The sequence below is a fragment of the Proteus hauseri genome (assembly GCF_040139125.1).
Taxonomy (GTDB): Bacteria; Pseudomonadota; Gammaproteobacteria; order Enterobacterales; family Enterobacteriaceae; genus Proteus; species Proteus hauseri_B.
In genome coordinates this window covers 74,108-94,447 of the sequence record NZ_JBEEUB010000004.1, presented here as the reverse complement: position 1 = coordinate 94,447, position 20,340 = coordinate 74,108, and the positions used below count along the sequence as shown (strand labels likewise).

The window sequence follows — 20,340 nt, the reverse complement described above, 5'->3', positions numbered from 1 at the left end:
ATTTTAGCCAAACTTATACGTTACTTTTTTATCGCTTTACTGAGTATAACATTTCTGGTTATAACAGTGGGCTAAAGAAGTAACAGATGCGTTCTAAAACGCGATTGAAAAATGGGCGTTTTTCCCACTCCTCAAGCGTTAATTCAGTAGAACGTGCAATATAATCATATTGTACAATGCTTAAATCGCTACCAAAGCCTTCATCATCAATCACTACAGTTATCTCAAAGTTGAGCCATAAGCTACGCATATCAAGATTGACTGAACCTACCATGCTTAATTGACCATCTACCATCACACTTTTTGTATGCAGCAATCCGTCTTCAAACATAAATATTTTCACACCGGATTCAAGCATCTCAGTAAAAAATGCTCGACTCGCCCAGCGAACGAGAAATGAGTCATTACAACGCGGCACAATAATGGTGACATCAACACCGCGCATGGCGGCAGTAGAAATAGCATGAGCAAGATCATCACTTGGCACAAAATAAGGTGTGGTGAGTACCAATTCTTTTCTTGCTGAATAAATAGCAGTAATTAATGATTGTTGAATTAATTCATCGGGAAAACCAGGTCCTGAAGCGATAACTTGAGTTGTGTGACCACTTTCGCTTTCAAAAGGCATAATATTGTCGTCAGGTGGTGGTGGTAAATGACGTTCACCTGTTTCCATTTCCCAATCAAAGGCATAGATAATACCTAATGTGGTAGAAACGGGACCTTCCATTCGCACCATAATATCAATCCACTGACCTACCCCCGCATCTTGTTTAAAATAGCGAGGATCAACCATATTCATACTTCCTGTATAGGAAACATAGTTGTCAATAAGTACAATTTTACGGTGTTGGCGTAAATCCATTCGGCGTAAGAAGAAACGGAATAAATTAACGTGAAGTGATTCGATAAATTCAATACCAGCGGCACGCATTTTTTCAGGGCCTTTGGTCCGAAAGAAGTTCCAGCTTCCCGCTGAGTCAACCATAATCCGGCATTTTACACCGCGTTTAGCCGCTCGAATTAAGGCGTCTGTCACTTCTTCAACTAATCCACCAGGTTGCCAAATATAAAAGACCATTTCAATATTATCACGAGCGTTATCAATATCTCGTGTGATGGCATTCAATGAGTCTTCACAAGTGGTGAGAAGCTGTATTTTATTGCCTTTTACACCCTCAATACCTTGACGTTTTGTCGTTAATTGAAAAAGTGGAGATGCAACATCACTATGGTGTTTGGCAAAAATATGTTTATATTTTTTTAACTCTTCAAGCCAAGCAACAACAGAGGGCCACATTTGTCTGGCATGTTCAACTCGGCGTTTACCAAGGTGTAATTCACCAAAAGCAAAATAGGCGATAACACCCACTAAAGGTAGAATATAAATAATAAGTAGCCAAGCCATGGTTGAGGCGACAGGGCGTCTACGCATCAGGACACGAAAAGTGACCCCGGCAATGAGTAGCCAGTAAAAGAAAAATGTTAGCCAGCTTAATACAGTATAAAATGTTGTCATAGTAGAGCTATTTTCCGTTGAAAAAAAACCACATGGACAGGCTAGAGGCAATTTAATAAAAAACAGTTCATTATCGCTGTTATTTGTACAATGTTGCTATTAAATCAGGATTATTATCGCTGTCAAATCTGTTTCTTGAGAGATAAGCATTAAATTAGTAGAACGATACAACTCTTTGTTTATTTTTTCTTTGTGAGAAATGCGCAAAGAATGAATAAATTTAGTACAAAAAACAATTACCCCCTTGGATCACAAAATGAACGTCCTATAATACATCACTTATTTGAAAAAGTAGGTGTTGAAAGCATGAGACATAGCAGGAACGAAGTTGCACGTTGGCGAATGATGAGACAAGCAATACGTAAGCGTCGTCGTTGGTTAGAAGGGCAATCGCGTCGTAATTTACGCATTTATCAACTACGTAAGCTTGATACTTCTAAAAAACATAGAGCACTTTTGTTTGTGCAACTCGCTGAGTGGAGCTAATAATTTCCTTTTTTAACTGTTTATGTCAATCATTTTGATAAACGTTATTGAATATGATTGCTATTTGCATTTAAACTGTAGGCATTATTTTTTCTTTAGGTGAAATAAGACAAGTTATGCGTTGGAAGCTTTGGGTATTCATATCACTATGTTTGCACGCCTCATTAGTTGCGGCTGCCGTTTTGTATGTTGTGGAAGAAGAACCGGCAAAACCGGAACCGATATCCATACAGATGTTGGCATTTGCAGCAGATGAGCCTGCTGGCGAGCCTGATCCTGTGGTTGAAGAGGTAACACCACCGGAACCCGAGCCTGTGATTGAACCAGAGCCAGAACCAGAGCCAATTCCTGATGTAAAGCCTATTATTGAAAAACCAATAGAGAAAAAACCAGAACCCAAACCGAAGCCAAAACCGAAACCAGTGGAAAAACCTAAGCCACCAGTTGAACGTCCACAATTGGTGTTGAATAAAGGGAATGATCAAAAGAATCTGAATCCAACAGCCAAACCAAGTGATAAAGGCGAAGATAAACCCGTTGCAACGGCAAGTAGTGGTGAAGGTAGAGCACCTAATGCTGTTCGACAAGGTTTACCTGAATATCCACCAAGAGCAAGAGCTGTAGGTATTGAAGGTTCCGTTAAAGTACGTTTTGATGTTGATGCTGATGGGCGAGTGGAAAATGTAGAAATTATTTCTGCTGATCCCAAAAATGTGTTTGAAAGAGATATTAAAAGAGCTATGCGTCAGTGGCGTTATGAAAAAATTGCTTATAAAGGAAAAGTACTGGTTATCGATTTTAAACTAACGGGTATATCAACCAGTGGTTAGTGTAAAAGAGAAAGCGCGATAAGCTATTAGCATTAGTCACTTATAGAGATAGCACACATCGTTTATATAAATAAAGGCACTTTATAAAGTGCCTTTTTTAGCTTTAGTTTTTATCGCGTTGGTTGTTGTAGCTTAGTTCTCTCGTTTGGCGGATTTTGCTAAAACGGTTTAACGCTTATTCCATGGTACTTGTTAACGTAAACTGGGCTTTGCCTTCAGGTAAGCGACGAGCCGCGTTATTTTCATCAACAGCAACATAAGTAAAAACAGCTTCTGTGGCACGATAACGTTGACCTACAGGTTCTGTGGCAACTTTTTTCACCCATACTTCAATATTGACTGTAATAGATGAGTTACCTGTTTTTAAGCAGCGTGCATAACAACACACAACATCGCCAACAGCGACAGGTTTTAGAAAGGTAATGCCTGTTACGCTAACAGTAACGACACGACCTAATGCAATTTCTTTTGCCAAAATAGCGCCACCAATGTCCATTTGAGACATTAACCAGCCACCAAAAATATCACCGTTGGCATTAGTATCTGCAGGCATGGCAAGGGTACGTAAAACGAGCTCACCATTAGGAAGAGATTGTTGTTCAGTCATGGGAAATGATATCTATAAGTGTTAAAACCAAGGAGATCTTAATAAGATCTCCCAAGAATAAGTTGTATTATTTAGATTTTATATCTGCATCATGATGAAGAGGTTTGGCTGCTTGAGCTAGGTTTTCATCTGATGCGTTCTGTTCTGTGCTATTTTCTGGCTCTTCTTCTGGTTCTGGTAAACGATTATTCCAGATATAAACCACACTCACGATAGTAAATATAAAGGTTAAAATACTTAAGCCAAAGACTTTAAAGTTAACCCAAGTCTCTAAAGAGAGTGAAAAAGCCACATAAATATTACCTAATGCACAGGTAACAAAGAAAATAACCCACGCAATATTGAGTTTCTTCCAGTTTGCGGCTGGCATTTTTAACTCTTTACCTAACATTCTTTCTATTAATGTTTTTGGTGTAAAGAGTTGCATCCCTACTAATACTGCCGCAAAAATGGCATAAATAGCGGTCACTTTCCATTTAATAAAATCAGCAGAATGGAAGGCGATAGTTAATGAACCAAAAATAGTAACAACGACCGCAGTAATCAGTGGTGCTTTTTCAACTTTACGGAAAATAAGCCATGTTAGAACGACTGAAATCCATGTTGCTACAATTAATGCACCAGAAGCATAGAATATATCTTGCCATTTATAAAACACAAAAAACACTAAAAGTGGAGCAAAATCAAGTAGTTGCTTAAGCCAGCCGTTTTTCATAACTGATGGGAACCTATTGTAATTAAATTCGGAAACAACGCTATTCTAATGCAAAGCGACATGAATGGGTAAACAATTGCATATCTTTAATGTCATAGCGCTAATTTATATAATAATAGTCGCTTTTATGACAAATAACTAAATGAAAAATAAATGTAATTGCATTTATGGAAAGTCAATAATCAAGCCATGTTAATGATAGGAGATTTAAACATCACTCTAGTATATGATTCAATAATTCATCAATTTTAGTGGCACAGCCTGATGAATGCATAAGTAAGAACGTATTTCTGATAAGAGGAAATCAATGAACGGGAAAAGAATAATAAAATGGATGCCAGGATTAGGCTTACTGTTTAATTATAAGCGTGCTTATTTTGGTTATGATCTTAAAGCTGGGCTTTCTGTTGCTGCCGTTGCATTACCTGTTGCTATTGCTTACACCGAACTATTAGGTATCAATGCGATAGTTGGATTGTACGCTTGTATTTTACCAATGATTATATATGCACTTTTTGGTACATCACGACAATTAATTACAGGACCCGATGCCGCTACTTGTGCTGTTATTGCGGCGGTCGTCATTCCGTTATCAGCGGGAGATGAAAACACGCGCTGGCAACTTGCCATTATAATGACGGCAATGACGGGTTTTTGGTGTATTCTCGCAAGCCATTTCCGTTTAGGTGCGTTTACCGATTTCCTCTCTCGTCCCATTTTACAAGGCCTATTAAATGGTGTTGCTATCACTATTATGGTTGGTCAAATCAGTAAAGTTTTTGGTTTTGATACCTCTCCTGAATACTTAATAGAAAAATTAATTGAAGTGCCGTTTAGGCTGATGGATGCACATTGGCAGACACTGTTAATGTCAACAGTCACCTTGGCATTGTTACTTGGGATCCGTCATTTTCGTAGCCGTTGGCCTGCGCCTTTAATTGCAATGGTTGTAATGACTTATTTAAGTTGGCAGTTTGATTTAGTTAATTATGGTATTGCTATCGTCAATAAAGATGCAGGTAATGTTGCGATGTTTTTACCTGTGGTTTCAATGAGTACATTTCATCCCGGTTTATTGCGTGAATTGATGGTGCCTTCTATTAACCTTGCTGTAATTAGCTTTGTCAGTTTTATGATGACAGCAAGAAGCTTTGCGAGTAAAAACGGCTATGAAGTTGATGCAGACCAAGAACTAAAAGCATTAGGTATTGCCAATATTGCTGCTGCGCTTTCACAAGGTTTTGCTGTAAGTGCGGCAAGTAGTCGTACTGCGGTTAATGATTCTGTTGGTGGTAAAACGCAGTTAGTTTCGATTATTGCAGCGCTAGTGATCCTATTAGTACTGTTATTTATGACCGACTTTCTTGCTTATATTCCGCTTTCTTCATTAGGCGTGGTACTTATTGTTTCTTCTTGGTCATTACTCAGTATTCGTCATATTTGGTCTTATCGTAAACGTAATCGTCAAGCCTTTACGTTGGCATCGTTTACTTTATTAGCGGTGTTGTTAGCTGGGTTAATTAACGGTATTGGATTTGCGGTTTTACTCGGATTATTGCAATTTCTGCGTATTGTATTTCGCCCTAGTGATCAATTATTAGGCGTTGATGAACAGGGAATGGTTCATTCAATGAATAAAGATAATGACATAGTGCCGATAGATGGCTTAATGATGTATCGTTTTAATTCACCTTTAACGTATTTTAATGTGGCTTATTTTAAAAAACGAGTATTGCAATTAGTTGATAGCGCGCCACAGAGACCAGCATGGCTTGCTGTTGATGCAGCGGTAAGCTTCACCTATGACGATGTAAGCGTGTTTGCCGCCATTGATGAGCTAATACGTGAGCTTAAAATAAAAGGCGTTAAATTAGTTTTAGCGGGGCGTAGAACAGAATTAAATCGTTGGCTTGAGCGAAATAAAATGTCTTCTAATGAAGACGACTTAATTATTGCACCGGATCTCTATTTTGTTATTCGGCTTTATCAGAGTCGCTTACAAATTAAAGAGAAACAAAAGGAAGCATTACAAGCACAACAGTATAATGCAGAAAAAGAGCACTCTACAGAGCCTACAGTGGAAGATGCCTTATCGACACAAGATAATTTATCGGTGCCTAAAGGGACTGGTTAAAATAGATATGTAATGTTGTTATGAGTTGAAATACACAATAATCCCGTGATAAGTAAATGCCTATCACGGGATATTTTTTTAATGTGTGTTAGCCATATATTTGTCGTTAACCAACATAAATAAACGGAAAAGATAAATAATAACCCAAGCAGACGCCATATTTTTTAATAGGTAGTATAAGAAATTGTGCACAAAATCGGGTAGCTGCAGGGTGATGTTAGTAAGAAAACCAATACCAAATTGCAGCAAGATCCAAATCCCTAACGCAGGGATTAGCAATCTTGATTCACTAAAGCCTATTTTCCACCCTAATCGAATCGCATTACCGATGCTATTTTGGCGGATCAAAATAACCGGTGCCATCGCAAAACCAATTAGCAGAATAATGCCTGGTATAATCATTACCATAAAACCAGCGCTAATAAGAATTGAGCAAAGCACAACTAATAAAAACATCTTAGGTAAGCGTGGCAGCCCTGAGCTAAATGATTGGCTGATAGTAGGGTTATGACCCGAAGATAACCCCATAACAAAAATAAGCAGTGTAAGAACCAATATGCTTTGTAGTAGTGTTTCAAATGAATATAGCACCAATACTTTTTTAGCAACGCCTACGACACTGTTGCTCATTGCTTCTAATTCAGCAGGTGAAGCACTGGCTAATTTTGTTTTTTGAAAATCGGCAATAAAGTCGATCATCAATTGGTATTCTTGGGTATTTGGTCCCACTAATGAAGTAATTACCGCTAAAATAGCCGCCAGAAAGGCGGAAAGTATGACAAGGCTACGTAGTTCATTCTTATAAAAATTAAGGCTGTCCCGGTAGATTGTGCTTGCCGTGGTAGGCATGAAAACGGCTCCTATTAAAGATAGACTAAGTCAATTTGCGCTATTGTACCTTTTCATACAACAAAAAGGGATATTTTATCTTGCCAGTACAATTCAAACATAAAGCCATTTACTTTCTTTAAGGTAATATTCATTACCTAAATTAAATAAAACATAAAATTAACACATTAATAACTTTATTTATTCAAATATCTTTTTAGGATGTTTTTTATTCAAAAATTAGCAGGAATAATAAATTAATTTATAAGAAAAAATGGTATTAACAGGTAATTTGATGTGGATCAATTATAAATAATCGGCTTCATAAATAATAAATAACGAAATAACATTTTCTGCAAAAATAATTCCAAAGTTGTGATCGGCATTAGATCATAATTTATGATTAATGGTTATATTTTAGCGGAGATTTTACTTATTACAGGAATGGGTTAAATAATGAAAAAGCTTTCTGCGCTTATTTTAGCGGCTGCAACTCTTGCGCCTTCTATTTCTTTTGCACACCAAGCAGGGGATTTTTTATTCCGTGCGGGTACTGCAACAGTTCGTCCTAATGCAGGTTCTGATAATGTATTAGATATTGGTCATTTTGAAGCTAACAATAATACTCAATTAGGTTTAACCTTTGGGTATATGATTACTGATAATTTTGGTGTTGAGTTATTAGCAGCTACGCCTTTTGAACACAAGGTTTCATTAACAAACTTTGGTGAAATTGCTACTATTAAACATTTACCACCAACATTAATGGCACAATACTATTTCGGTAATGGCGAAGATAAATTACGCCCTTATTTAGGTGCGGGTCTTAACTTTACCACCTTCTTTGATGAAAAATTCAATTCAGCAGGTAAAGGTGCTGGCCTTTCTGACTTAGATCTTAAGGATTCATGGGGCTTTGCAGCACAAGCTGGTTTAGATTATAACCTAGATAAAAACTGGATGCTGAATGCTTCAGTTTGGTGGATGAATATCGAAACTGATGTTAAATTCAAAGCGGGTGACGATAGACAATCAATCAGTACTCGTATAGACCCATTTGTATTTATGTTCGGTGTTGGTTACCGTTTCTAATTATTCTTTCTTTAAAAGAATATCAAATAATGAAAAAGCGAAGACTGTCTTCGCTTTTTTTATATCTCAATTTTCTAAAAAAATCTAAACTGAATAGTGACTTTTTATATTTAATACACCTATTAATAGTAATAAAGAAAAACATACATTTTATAGTGTAAGATTTATCTTATATGGGACTAATATTTTTAGTTTATATTTAAATTGTATTTTAAATGCACTTTATTATTTTTGACTCTATTAAACCAATAAATTCGGTGAATAATATTTATTAAAATTAGAAGCTAATAGTTGTAAATACTACCATTGATTAGGTGTATTTTAAATGCATCTTTATCTAATGTTGATAAAGTTAAATATCGCAAAGTGAAGGGTGAGTGCTAAAGCAAACAATAAAAAATAAAGTAGCAGTAAAACATGATTAGATTATTTCTACTAAATAAGCAGATGTTTTTTTACTCGCAAAATGATTAGTTAAATTTGTGTTTTGCTCTTTTTTTGCTCTTAATTTATCTTGGAATAAAAAGCAGTTGTTTTTATCAAAATTGGTTTTTTTACAGAAATTGATTTGTTGCCTAAATTGGGGTTTTAGCGAGTAAAAGTTAGGTTATGGCGAGATAAAAAAGACCACCGAAGTGGTCTTAGTGAAAAATAAAGGAAAAAGAAAAAACAGAAAAGAAAGATTAGCGAATAACCATAGAGTTAATTACGCCTTTAACACCGGAAACTTTACGTGTGGCTTCTATTGCTTTATTAGCATCTGCTTGAGAAGAGACAAAACCACTGAGTTGAACTTTGCCTTTAAAGGTTTCAACACTAATTTGTGTTGAGTTCAGATTTTTTTCACCAATAAGTGCGGTTTTTACTTTGGTGGTAATTACCGAGTCATCAAAGTATCCACCAGTGCCTTCTGAGGTTGGTGTCGGAGAACATGCAGATAAAGCGAGTGCCATCACCATTGCTGCAAATACAGCAGAAATTTTTGCCCATAGTTTCATAATTAAACTCCCTATTACTACGATGTGGTGGGTTATTTAAGAAAAGCAAAGATAAAGCTCTGTGTAAAGTATGTGCAAAAAATAGAATATTGCCAAATTTTTACTAAAAATAATGTTTTTCTGTTTAGGAAAATGAGAGATAGCAATATCACGCTAGATCAATAAGTTGTTATTAAAATAAGCAGGAGGGAGGATAAGTGCTTAAAACAGAAATTGAGAATAATCCGCTCAGAAAAAGAAGGGTATCTTCTTCTAAAGCGGATTTTTTGCATAAAATTATTGCGCGATTATGCCGCGCGTGTCGCCGCTTTCATCTCTTTTACAAATTGAGTTAAGTTTTTTAGCATAATTTCTGGTTGATGAAGATTTTTCTCAATAATTTGCACAACAGCAGAACCTGAAATAGCCCCAGCTGTGCCATTGGCTATCGCCTCTTTAACTTGATTTGGCTCAGAAATCCCAAATCCTTGTAGTGCGGGTGGCGCACTATAGGTTTTTAGTTTTTCTGTTAAATGCGCTAATGGTTGTTCTGCTCGTTTATCTGTACCTGTTACGCCAGCACGAGAAAGTAAATAAGTGTAGGCTTTACCCGATGTTGCTAACTCTTTTAGCAGCTCTTCATCTGCATTTGGTGGGCAGATAAAAATAGGGGCGATATTATTGCGTTGTGCTGCCTCTCGGAACTCTTGCGATTCACGCAGTGGCACATCACCAATTAACACCGAATCAACACCTGCTTGTTGGCATTTAGCATAAAAATTATCAATACCATTACTAAACACTAAATTGGCATAGACCAGTAGCCCAATAGGAATATTAGGATGTTTTTCACGAACTTGAGCTAATAGTGCAAAGCAAGCGGTTGGTGTGACATTGGCATTTAATGCACGTAAATTGGCACCTTGAATTGTCGGACCATCTGCTAAAGGATCTGAGAATGGAATACCAATTTCTAATGCGTCAGCACCACCCGCAATTAATGCCTCAATTATCTGTAATGAAAGTTCGGGCGTTGGGTCACCTAATGTTACAAAGGGAACAAATGCACCTTGGTTTTTTTCTTTTAGTGCATTAAAGCACAATTGATAACGGTTCATTAGATTTCTCCTCGTGCTGCCAAAATATCATTTACAGTAAAAATATCTTTATCGCCACGCCCTGATAAATTCACAATCAGTAATTGTTCTTTATCTGGATTTTGTGCAATTAATTTCAATGCATAGGCAAGTGCATGTGATGATTCTAATGCTGGAATAATGCCTTCACGACGAGAAAGTGCTTTAAATGCATCAATGGCTTCATCATCAGTTACAGAAACATAATCAGCGCGACCAATGCTATTTAAATGTGCGTGCTGAGGACCGACAGAGGGAAAATCCAATCCGGCTGAAATAGAGTAAGACTCTTCAATTTGACCTTCATCGGTTTGCATAATAGGTGATTTCATACCGAAATAGATGCCAAGTTTACCGTGTTTTAACGGTGCGCCATGTTCACCGGTTTCAATCCCTTTACCAGCTGGCTCTACGCCAATTAATTGCACTGAGGTTTCAGGAATAAACGAAGCAAATAGACCAATTGCATTTGAGCCACCACCAATACAGGCAATAACAGCATCCGGCAAACGACCTTCTCTTGCTAAAATTTGTGCTTTTGCTTCATCACCAATCATTCGCTGGAATTCACGCACAATTGTTGGATAAGGGTGAGGACCCGCTGCGGTACCTAATAAGTAGTGCGCGCGGTCGTAACAACCAGACCAGTCACGTAACGCCTCATTACAGGCATCTTTTAAGGTAGAAGAACCACTATGAACAGGGATAACTTCAGCCCCCATTAAACGCATACGAAATACGTTAGGTGATTGGCGCTCAACATCTTTTGCGCCCATATAAATACGGCATTTCATATTTAACAGCGCACAAGCTAAAGCAGTTGCTACACCATGTTGACCAGCACCTGTTTCTGCGATGATTTCTGTTTTACCCATACGTCGAGCTAACAGCGCTTGCCCTAATACTTGGTTAGTTTTATGAGCACCGCCATGCAGTAGGTCTTCACGTTTTAAATATAAACGTGTACGAGTGCCTTCAGTCAGGTTACGGCAAAGCGTGAGTGCGGTTGGTCTACCGGCGTAATTTTTTAATAAATCTTGAAACTCCTGCTGAAATGAAGGGTCACTTTGGGCATCAATAAAAGCTTGTTCAAGTTGATCCAGTGCTGGAATTAAGATTTCGGGTACATATTGGCCACCAAATTCGCCAAAGTAGGGGTTAAGTTTTCTCATTATGCTGTCATCCTGTTTAAAATTTTATCTTTGTGACAATTTATCTTAATGTAATTGATTAAATACTTGAGCTAGCAGTTGAGCATCTTTTATGCCCGGCGCAGATTCGACGCCTGAGTTAAAATCAAGTCCGATACAACCTGTTTTAACCGCACTTAAACAGTTTTCACTGTTAAGACCTCCTGCAAGTAATGCTTTTTCACGTAATGCATTAGGAATATGTTGCCAATCAAAGGCTTTTCCTGTGCCACCCGCGCCATTATCCAGAACATATTTATCGACAGAGACAATGGGGTGTATATCGTCTTGTTTAGTCATATTTATTGCTTGCCAGATTTCACAGTTTGGATCAAGTTGTTGACGTAATTGCTCAACAAATTGTGTATTTTCCTGCCCATGTAACTGTATTGCAGATAAACCTAAACTCGCTGCATATTGACAAATAAGTGCTATCGGTTGATTTTGAAAAACACCGACATAGTTCATGGGAGCTTGCGTAATCAATGCTTGCGCTTGTGACAATGTCACTTTACGTGGTGATTTTTCAGCAAAAATAAGCCCAGCATAATAAGCTCCCACTTGATAAACGGCTTTAATATCTTGTGTACGGGTTAAACCGCACACTTTATGCTTTCCCAGAATAAGAGCTCTTACTGCTTGGTCGATATTCTCTTGCGACATCAGCGCACTTCCCACTAAAAAACCATTAGCATATTGGCTGAGCTGTTTAACTTGTTGGCGGGTATGAATACCCGATTCGCTGATAATAATGGTCTCTTTAGCTAAACCTTGGCTTAGTCGTTGTGTACGTGCTAAATCAATAGAGAGGTCACGTAAATCACGGTTATTAATACCAACCACTTTGGCATTAAGATTTATTGCGCGTTGACGTTCTTCTTCTGTACTGACTTCGGTTAATACACCCATATTTAATTGGTGAGCAACCGCTGCAAGGGCACGATATTCATCATCATTTAATACTGACAACATTAATAAAATGGCATCAGCTTGATAAAAGCGCGCGAGATAGATCTGGTATTCATCAATAATAAAATCTTTGCACAATACAGGCTGATGTACCGCATTACTCACTTGTTGTAAGTAATCAAAACTACCTTGGAAATATTTTTCATCGGTTAGAACCGAAATAGCTGCAGCATAAGGCTGATAAACTTTGGCAATTTTTGCCGGATCAAAATCAGCACGAATTAATCCTTTTGATGGCGATGCCTTTTTACACTCTAAAATAAATACTGTTTTCTCTTGCGTTAAAGCCCGATAAAACGAACGTGTTGATGGTGTTATTTTATGCTGAAACGTCGTTAGTGGTTGAGCCGCTTTACGTTCAATCAAATATTGCGCTTTATCTTGAACAATGGCATTTAATACAGTCATTGGTTTATCCTCTTGCTGCGAGTGCATTAACACGGTTAATTGCTTTACCACTGTAAATGGTGTGCATGGCAATTTCGGTATTTATTTTTAAATCTTCCTGACCATGTAAACGCATTAATAACGCCACATTGGCGGCAACAGATTCAGTATGTGCGCGTTTACCTTGACCTTGTAATAAATCTGCCAGTAACTGACGATTTACTTCTGGCTCTCCACCTTCAAGATCAGACATTGCACAAGGGCGTAGACCAAAATCACTTGGTGTTAATTCATAACGTGTAATTTTACCATTATGGAGTTCTGCGACTTGTGTTGGGGCATGTAATGAAACTTCATCCATGCCACCACTATGTACGACGGCTGCGCGCTCATAACCCAATACTTTAAGGGTGTCGGCAATCGGTAATAATAAATCTGGGCTATAAACGCCAATCAGAGCCAATGGTGGACGAGCTGGATTAATCAACGGCCCTAACACATTAAAGAGTGTGCGAGTTTTAAGTTGCTGGCGAACGGATGCCGCAAAGCGAAAACCACTATGATATTGCGGTGCAAATAAGAAACAGACATTAATATCATCGAGTAGTCGACGAGCATCATCTGCGCTGTTATCAAGTGCAATACCAAATGCCGCTAATAAATCAGAAGAACCCGATCGGCTTGATACGCTGCGATTACCATGTTTTGCTACTTTGAGCCCCATTTCAGCAGCAACAAAGGCGCTCGCTGTTGAGATATTAATGCTGTTCGCGCCATCACCGCCAGTACCAACAATATCGCAAAACGTATAATCAGGGCGTGGAAAAGGCAGTGCATTGTCGAGTAAAGCCCGAGCGGCACCCGCTATCTCTTGAGGATGTTCTCCTCGCATTTTCATACTAATCAATACTGCCGCTAATTGCGATTCGGTTAATTCACCGCGAATAATGGCGCTAAACAGAGTTTGGCTCTCTTCCAACGTTAATTGTTGTGCGCTAAATAATTTATTGAAGATAGTATCCATTTTATGCGTCTCCTTTAGGAGTAAGTACCCATGCGATAGTTTGTTCTAATAGTTGTGCGCCTTTTGTGGTTAAAATTGATTCAGGGTGAAACTGAAAACCACAGGTTTTATGTTGACGGTGACGCACCGCCATAACGGTGTTATCGCACCACGCATTAATAATCAGTTCTTCTGGTACTTGTTCGCCTGAAAGTGAATGATAACGGGCTACTGGTAACGGATTAGGTAATTTATCGAACATTGCATTGGCATCATGCTGAGCTAACGTCGCTTTGCCATGTAAAATTTCGCCACAAGAGGAAACTTTGCCGCCATAAGCTTCAATAATTGCCTGATGACCTAAACAAATTCCAATAACAGGTAAGGTACCTAATACACGTTGTAATAATTCAGGCATACATCCTGCTTGTGATGGTGCTCCAGGTCCTGGTGATAGCAATAAAATAGGATCAGTTAATTCACTCAGTTTTTGTTCAATAAAGTCAGCGCTTACGCTATTGCGATAAATCACCACTTGATGATGATGGCTGCGTAATTGATCAACTAGGTTATAAGTAAATGAGTCGATATTATCGAGCAGTAAAATCGTCGCCATTAGCAAGCCTCCTCTGTTTGAACTACGGTGTGTGCTTGTAAAATGGCATTAATAACGGCTTGTGATTTATTTCTCGTCTCTTCTGCTTCCATTTTTGGATCGGAATCGAGCACAATTCCAGCACCAACTTGAATGGTCGCAATATTATTTTCGACATAGGCTGAACGAATAACTATGCAAGTGTCGAAATCTCCAGCGCCAGTAAAATAACCAATCGCGCCACCGTAACTACCACGCTTCGTTTTTTCATAATGGGCAATTAACTGCATGGCACTCACTTTTGGTGCGCCCGAAAGGGTTCCCATATTCATACATGCCTGATAAGCATGAAAAATATCTAAGTCATCACGTAATTTACCGACAACGCGCGATACCAGATGCATCACAAAAGCGTAGCGATCAACCTTAGTTAATTCAGCAACATAACGACTACCGGCTTGGCAAATTCGCGCTAAATCATTACGAGCCAAATCAACGAGCATTAAGTGTTCTGAAAGCTCTTTAGTGTCAGTACGCATTTCCAGTTCAATTCGGCTATCTAAATCTTGGTTAATTGAACCATCAGGATTACGACCTCTTGGGCGAGTACCTGCAATTGGATAGATTTCAATTTGGCGATCTATCGCTTGGTATTTCAATGCGCTTTCAGGAGAAGCACCAAAAACCGTAAATAGTGGGTCTTGCATATAAAATAGATAAGGGCTTGGATTTTTTGCCTTTAACATTTGGTAAGCCACCAGCGGTGAAGGGCAAGCGACTTGAAAACGGCGAGAAGGGACAACTTGGAAAATATCGCCGCGACGAATGTAGGTTTTCATCGCTTCAACAATGTCACCATAACCATCATCGGTCATATTGCCGCGTACCACCGCTTCCTCCGCTGATAAGGTACGTGGAATAGGCGATTTTAACGGCTGTTTTGTCTGTTCAATAAGCTGCTGTTGGCGTGAATGAATGCGTTGGTTCTCTGCTTTATCATCAGTAAATGTAATGGAGACTAACTGACTATCACGGTTTTGATGGTCGATAACGATTAACTGCTCTGCTAAATAAAAACAGTAGTCTGGGCAAGAAAAAACGCTGTCTAAATCAGCAATAGGTTCAAATCCACACACTAAATCATAGGCAAATAGGCCACCAATAAAGACAAAGTGAGCATCTTTAGCGTTGGAATTACCTAAGAAGAAACGCAGAGCATCAAATACGCTAGCTGATTTAAGTTTGCTCTCTTCATCAATATCTTGTTTTGCCGCTGAAAAAGTAAAAATACACTGTTGAGCCGATTCTGATGTTAGCGTTGCCTGTTCTTTTAGTGCGATTTTTATCGCAGGTAATAGTGCTTGTCCGTTAGCCGTTAATGCATCAATAGTGACTTGATTTTTTAATGCGCTAATACGTAATGCACTATCAACGATTAATAAACTTTTTAAGTTAGCTTTAGTCTCTATTTGTGCAGATTCTAACAGCAATGTATGGTCACGATCCTCACATAATGTATTGAAAATTAAAGCAGGTTCGCTGTGATAAGGTAAAGGCATTGCCTTCGTTTTAAATGAGAATGTCTGTAATGTATTCATTATTATCGCTCTATTTTATGGTCTTTATTTGTGGCTTTCAGTGCTTGTTTTGGCGCATAAAAAAACCCGCCTAGGCGGGTTATAGATATCACTGACTCTAAGCAGGAGATCAAACCGCCCATAACATAGGATTGCGCCACCAAAGAGCGATAAGATGTTGATAGGTGTTCATAAGATCTCCTTAAAGATAATCATAAATAGCAATTAACGAACTAGCTCGTATTGCGTACTAGTAAACTGGATTGCGTTGGGTTCGTCAAGTACTTTGTGGCATACTCTTTAAAAATTATTGTGTTGTTAGCGGTTATAAAAGGAGAACCAATGACAGAACGGCTATCTGATTTACGAGTGATATATGATTTACACAGCCACACTACCGCATCAGATGGCGAACTTTCACCTGAAGAGCTAGTTGAAAGAGCAGTAGAACGTCAAATTAATGTGTTAGCGATAACCGATCACGATACAACAGCGGCAATTGAACCAGCAACTCGTCATATTGCAGAAAAAAATCTGCCTCTTACCCTGATATCAGGTGTCGAAATATCGACTTTGTGGGAGAATATAGAAATCCATATTGTGGGGCTTAATATTAATATTGAGCATGATGACATAAAAAGCTGTCTTGCTTCACAAAGCCAATGCCGAGAAGAACGTGCCAAAATGATAGGCGAACGTTTGACAAAAGCCGGCATTCCAGACGCTTGGGAAGGTGCTAAAGCATTGGCACAAGACGGGCAAGTTACCAGAGGGCACTTTGCTCGCTTTTTAGTTAACGCGGGACATGTAGACTCTGTTAATAAAGTATTTAAACGCTACTTAGCAAAAGGCAAAACAGGTTATGTTCCGCCGCAATGGTGCTCTATTGGTGACGCTGTCACGGCAATTCATGCTGCTGGTGGTGTTGCCGTGTTAGCACATCCTGGTCGATATGGACTATCTTCTAAGTGGTTAAAGCGTTTAACGCTTTATTTTAAACAACAAGGTGGCGATGCTATCGAAGTGGCACAATGCCAACAGCCACCACAAGAACGAGAACAACACGGTGCATTGGCACAATCTTTTGAGCTAAAAGCGTCGTTAGGTTCTGATTTTCATCGTCCTTGTTCGTGGATAGAATTAGGGCGTAATTTATGGTTACCCGGTGGCGTCGAACCTGTTTGGACGCTATGGCAGGAGTAACATCAGAAAGTCGTTGAGGGATGTATGAGCCAACTTTTTTATATTCACCCTGATAATCCGCAGGCTCGTTTAATTGAACAAAGTGCTGATATTTTACGCAAAGGCGGCGTGGTGATTTACCCAACAGATTCTGGTTATGCCATTGGCTGTTGTTTAGATAACAAAGATGCAATGACGAGGATCTGCCGTATTCGTCAATTAGATAAAAACCACAACTTTACCTTAATGTGTCGTGATTTATCTGAGATAGCGAACTATGCCTATGTGGATAATGTCGTTTTTCGGTTAATTAAAAATAATACACCGGGAAATTACACCTTTATTCTAAAAGCGACCAAAGATGTACCTAAGCGTTTAATGAATGAGAAGCGTAAAACAATAGGTTTGCGTGTTCCTTCTAACCCTATTGCATTAGCGTTATTGGCAGTAATCGGTGAGCCATTAATGTCAACCACGCTGATTTTACCGGGTAATGATTTTGCAGAATCTGATCCTGAAGAGATCAACGACTTACTGAGTAAACAGGTCGATTTAGTGATCCATGGTGGTTATTTAGGGCAAAAACCAACAACCGTTATTGATTTAACTGAAGATAGCCCTGTGATTGTTCGAGAAGGTACTGGTGATATAACTCCTTTTCAATAAGTATTAAATAGCAAGTCAGTATTCTTGTGGCGAACGATTTTTTATCGCGTGATAAAGATATAAAACGTGAAGCTAGCTGCTGCTTGTGTTAAATTTATACATTGCGACAAAAGTCACGGTATATGCCTTTAAACTCAGTTATGGCAATTAACGGTAAAGTAGGCGCATTTAAGCGGTTAAAGGCGACTTTTGTTGGCACTATTTTTGTCAGCGATGTTGATATTTATCTCTGTTATCAGCATCGTTCACCCCTGAATCAATAGATCTGTGTTTGTTAAAACATTTTATAAAAACAGGTTGTTTTTTACTTAATTGATTTAAAAAAATTAATTTTATTTTATGACGCCTGTGAAGGCGACACATGAGGTTGTTCCATGAGCGATAAATCGCAACAGACTGAAAAATTACAAAAAATCCTTGCTCGATCTGGTCACGGCTCTCGCCGTGAAATTGAAGGTTACCTTCAAGAAGGACGGATTAGCATTGATGGTACAAAAGCGAAATTAGGTGATCGTATTGATGTCACCACTACAGCCAAAATCCGTTTAGATGGCCGTGTTTTAAATATTCGCGAAGCACAAAAAGATGTTTGTCGTGTGCTTGCTTATTACAAACCTGAAGGTGAATTGTGTACTCGCAGTGATCCACAAGGTCGTCCTACTGTTTTCCAACGTCTTCCTCGTCTTAACAGTGCTCGCTGGATTGCAGTGGGTCGTCTTGATGTAAATACCAGCGGATTATTGTTATTTACAACTGATGGTGAGTTAGCAAACCGTTTAATGCACCCTAGCCGTGAAGTTGAACGTGAATATGCGGTACGTGTTTTTGGTGAAATTGATGATGCTAAAATTCGTCAATTAACTCGAGGCGTACAATTGGAAGATGGTCCTGCTTCATTCCGCACTGTTTCTTACCGTGGCGGCGAAGGGATCAATCAATGGTATAACGTTGCGCTTACAGAAGGTCGTAACCGAGAGGTTCGCCGTATGTGGGAAGCGGTAGGTGTACAAGTTAGTCGCCTTATTCGTGTTCGCTATGGTGATATTGATTTACCAAAAGGATTACCACGTGGTGGTTGGGTTGAATTAGGGCTGGATCAAATTAACTATTTGCGCCAACTTGTTGAGCTTAACGATGAGACCATCACTAAAGTTGCCGTTGAGAAAGATCAGCGCCGACTCAAAGCGAATCAAATTCGTCGCGCAGTGAAACGTCATACTAAAATGTCTACTCGTACATCTGCAACATCGCCTGCAAAAAGAGTATCAAGTCGTCGTCAATCAGCAGGAAATAAAAATTAATAAAACGAATAATTATTTATTTTTTTAATTTAAAATTTCATTATTAATAGAGAAGTCCTCATATTTTTATGAGGACTTCTTTTTTTGATGACTTTCTTTTTATTATAAATATATCTATGATACTTACATTATTACGGCAGACATATTAATAATTTTATATTTAACGATAAGGTATTCAAAATAATATGTATCGTTATTTTTATTTAACAACAGTGCTATATATAGCTTCTCTGATCGTGGGATGCGATAACCCTGCAAAAAGAGAAAAGCAGAATGGTGTTTTTTACATCAGTAATAATCGATTAGAACCTTTGGAGTTTAAAGTTGATAATGCTTATTTTGTGATGGGTAAAGGTGAAGTCAAAAAAATTAAACTTAATAATGGACAACATCTGTTAGTTGATAGCCATGGTCAACAGAGTGAGTTTATGATTTATCCTGGTAACCGAGGCGGGATAATTAATCCAAATAGAGATATATATTATAGTTTCACCACGGTTTTTAAACAAGAAGATGCACCTGAGAACCTCCATATAGATGAGCGAACGGTATGGATTAACGGTATGCTTGTTAGTGGAGCTATTAATAGTTCAGATTCTCTTTTCATTGATAATAATATATTCAATTGTGATATTCCATTAGATGAATCATTACCTACTTATTTACCTGACTGGGAAAGTAATGAAAAAGTAAATGTATTGACTAAATGCTTTTCAAAAGATGATTTTTTTCAATATATCGCTAGATACCCCTACGGTATTCACTTTTATTCTGAACGTGACTTTTCAACTGAACATTTAGCAATGGATAAGTTTAATTGGATAGATAAACTGAACACACGAACAGATAATTTAGTTCCGCTAGAACATAATATTCAATTTCGTAATGAAAAATTAGCAAAAGAAGCAAATAGTATTTATGAAATAATGGAAAAATATCTAGCATCCAGAGATCCTAATGAAAAGCAGATGTTTTATGATGAATATCATAAATATTTAGTAAGAATGGCAATAATTTACAATCAACAATTACAAAATGATATTTTTGTAGATAGAGATGCTTATTTTGAATTTATTAAAAACAATGGTCGACTATTTGGTGCGGGTATTTTAGGCGAACCAATCATCATTTAAGAGAGTATTAATT

General features: G+C 38.1%; 17 protein-coding genes and 2 pseudogenes. 9 read left to right on the top strand and 10 right to left on the bottom strand.

Annotation, left to right across the window (positions count from 1 at the left end; translation table 11 throughout):
* Nucleotides 1-58: 58 nt before the first annotated feature.
* Nucleotides 59-1,519 (bottom strand): cardiolipin synthase, encoded by a 1,461-nt coding sequence (cls, locus tag ABN099_RS08510; protein WP_349463231.1) that lies wholly within the window; start codon nt 1,517-1,519, stop codon nt 59-61.
* Nucleotides 1,520-1,825: 306 nt separating this feature from the next.
* Here cls and ABN099_RS08505 point away from each other — a divergent pair, with 306 nt between their 5' ends.
* Entirely contained in the window at nt 1,826-2,005 is a 180-nt protein-coding gene (locus tag ABN099_RS08505; RefSeq protein WP_349463230.1) for a YciY family protein, read from the top strand.
* Nucleotides 2,006-2,121: 116 nt separating this feature from the next.
* Nucleotides 2,122-2,835, top strand: coding sequence for a TonB system transport protein TonB (gene tonB, locus ABN099_RS08500; RefSeq protein WP_349463228.1), 714 nt, complete (start codon nt 2,122-2,124; stop codon nt 2,833-2,835).
* A 175-nt stretch (nt 2,836-3,010) separates the two neighbouring features.
* Here tonB and yciA read toward each other — a convergent pair whose 3' ends face one another.
* Both yciA and ABN099_RS08490 read right to left on the bottom strand, forming a co-directional pair.
* Nucleotides 3,011-3,442: an acyl-CoA thioester hydrolase YciA gene (gene yciA, locus ABN099_RS08495; RefSeq protein WP_064719800.1), complete on the bottom strand. Its 432-nt coding sequence runs from the start codon at nt 3,440-3,442 to the stop codon at nt 3,011-3,013.
* 163 nt (nt 3,443-3,605) lie between these two features.
* Nucleotides 3,606-4,157, bottom strand: a pseudogene (locus ABN099_RS08490) (septation protein A); the annotation flags it as partial.
* Between the two features lie 307 nt (nt 4,158-4,464).
* Between ABN099_RS08490 and ABN099_RS08485 the strand changes: the two are divergent.
* A complete protein-coding gene (locus tag ABN099_RS08485; protein WP_349463227.1) occupies nt 4,465-6,291 on the top strand; it encodes a SulP family inorganic anion transporter in 1,827 nt (608 codons plus the stop codon).
* 78 nt (nt 6,292-6,369) lie between these two features.
* On the opposite strand, the gene ABN099_RS08480 is transcribed toward ABN099_RS08485, so the two are convergent.
* Nucleotides 6,370-7,140, bottom strand: a complete 771-nt coding sequence (locus ABN099_RS08480; RefSeq protein WP_349463226.1) for a YciC family protein — start codon at nt 7,138-7,140, stop codon at nt 6,370-6,372.
* A 435-nt stretch (nt 7,141-7,575) separates the two neighbouring features.
* Between ABN099_RS08480 and ompW the strand changes: the two genes are divergently transcribed.
* Nucleotides 7,576-8,211, top strand: coding sequence for an outer membrane protein OmpW (gene ompW / locus ABN099_RS08475; RefSeq protein WP_349463225.1), 636 nt, complete (start codon nt 7,576-7,578; stop codon nt 8,209-8,211).
* A gap of 683 nt (nt 8,212-8,894) precedes the next feature.
* Here the strand turns inward: ompW and ABN099_RS08470 are convergent.
* The 6 genes and pseudogenes from ABN099_RS08470 to ABN099_RS08445 form a co-directional block, all read right to left on the bottom strand.
* Complete coding sequence (locus ABN099_RS08470; RefSeq protein ID WP_349463224.1) at nt 8,895-9,209, bottom strand: BON domain-containing protein; 315 nt, start codon at nt 9,207-9,209, stop codon at nt 8,895-8,897.
* A 287-nt stretch (nt 9,210-9,496) separates the two neighbouring features.
* Nucleotides 9,497-10,306, bottom strand: a complete 810-nt coding sequence (gene trpA, locus ABN099_RS08465; protein WP_349463222.1) for a tryptophan synthase subunit alpha — start codon at nt 10,304-10,306, stop codon at nt 9,497-9,499.
* Nucleotides 10,306-11,496 (bottom strand): tryptophan synthase subunit beta, encoded by a 1,191-nt coding sequence (trpB, locus tag ABN099_RS08460; protein WP_349463221.1) that lies wholly within the window; start codon nt 11,494-11,496, stop codon nt 10,306-10,308. Before trpB ends, trpA begins: the two co-directional genes overlap by 1 nt.
* A gap of 45 nt (nt 11,497-11,541) precedes the next feature.
* On the bottom strand, nt 11,542-12,891 hold the full coding sequence (gene trpCF / locus ABN099_RS08455) for a bifunctional indole-3-glycerol-phosphate synthase TrpC/phosphoribosylanthranilate isomerase TrpF (RefSeq protein WP_349463220.1): 1,350 nt from the start codon (nt 12,889-12,891) through the stop codon (nt 11,542-11,544).
* Nucleotides 12,892-12,895: 4 nt separating this feature from the next.
* Nucleotides 12,896-14,489: pseudogene (gene trpD, locus ABN099_RS08450) on the bottom strand (bifunctional anthranilate synthase glutamate amidotransferase component TrpG/anthranilate phosphoribosyltransferase TrpD).
* Entirely contained in the window at nt 14,489-16,066 is a 1,578-nt protein-coding gene (locus ABN099_RS08445; RefSeq protein WP_349463219.1) for an anthranilate synthase component 1, read from the bottom strand. The pseudogene trpD and the gene ABN099_RS08445 overlap by 1 nt, the downstream one beginning before the upstream one ends.
* A gap of 321 nt (nt 16,067-16,387) precedes the next feature.
* Between ABN099_RS08445 and rnm the strand changes: the two genes are divergently transcribed.
* The 5 genes from rnm (at nt 16,388) to ABN099_RS08420 (ending at nt 20,327) form a co-directional block, all read left to right on the top strand.
* Nucleotides 16,388-17,248 (top strand): RNase RNM, encoded by an 861-nt coding sequence (gene rnm / locus ABN099_RS08440; RefSeq protein ID WP_349463218.1) that lies wholly within the window; start codon nt 16,388-16,390, stop codon nt 17,246-17,248.
* Between the two features lie 24 nt (nt 17,249-17,272).
* Nucleotides 17,273-17,893: an L-threonylcarbamoyladenylate synthase gene (locus tag ABN099_RS08435; protein WP_349463216.1), complete on the top strand. Its 621-nt coding sequence runs from the start codon at nt 17,273-17,275 to the stop codon at nt 17,891-17,893.
* A gap of 122 nt (nt 17,894-18,015) precedes the next feature.
* A complete protein-coding gene (locus tag ABN099_RS08430; protein ID WP_349463214.1) occupies nt 18,016-18,156 on the top strand; it encodes a hypothetical protein in 141 nt (46 codons plus the stop codon).
* Between the two features lie 111 nt (nt 18,157-18,267).
* Entirely contained in the window at nt 18,268-19,194 is a 927-nt protein-coding gene (gene rluB, locus ABN099_RS08425) for a 23S rRNA pseudouridine(2605) synthase RluB (RefSeq protein WP_349463212.1), read from the top strand.
* A gap of 185 nt (nt 19,195-19,379) precedes the next feature.
* Nucleotides 19,380-20,327, top strand: a complete 948-nt coding sequence (locus ABN099_RS08420) for a hypothetical protein (RefSeq protein ID WP_349463211.1) — start codon at nt 19,380-19,382, stop codon at nt 20,325-20,327.
* Nucleotides 20,328-20,340 lie beyond the last annotated feature (13 nt).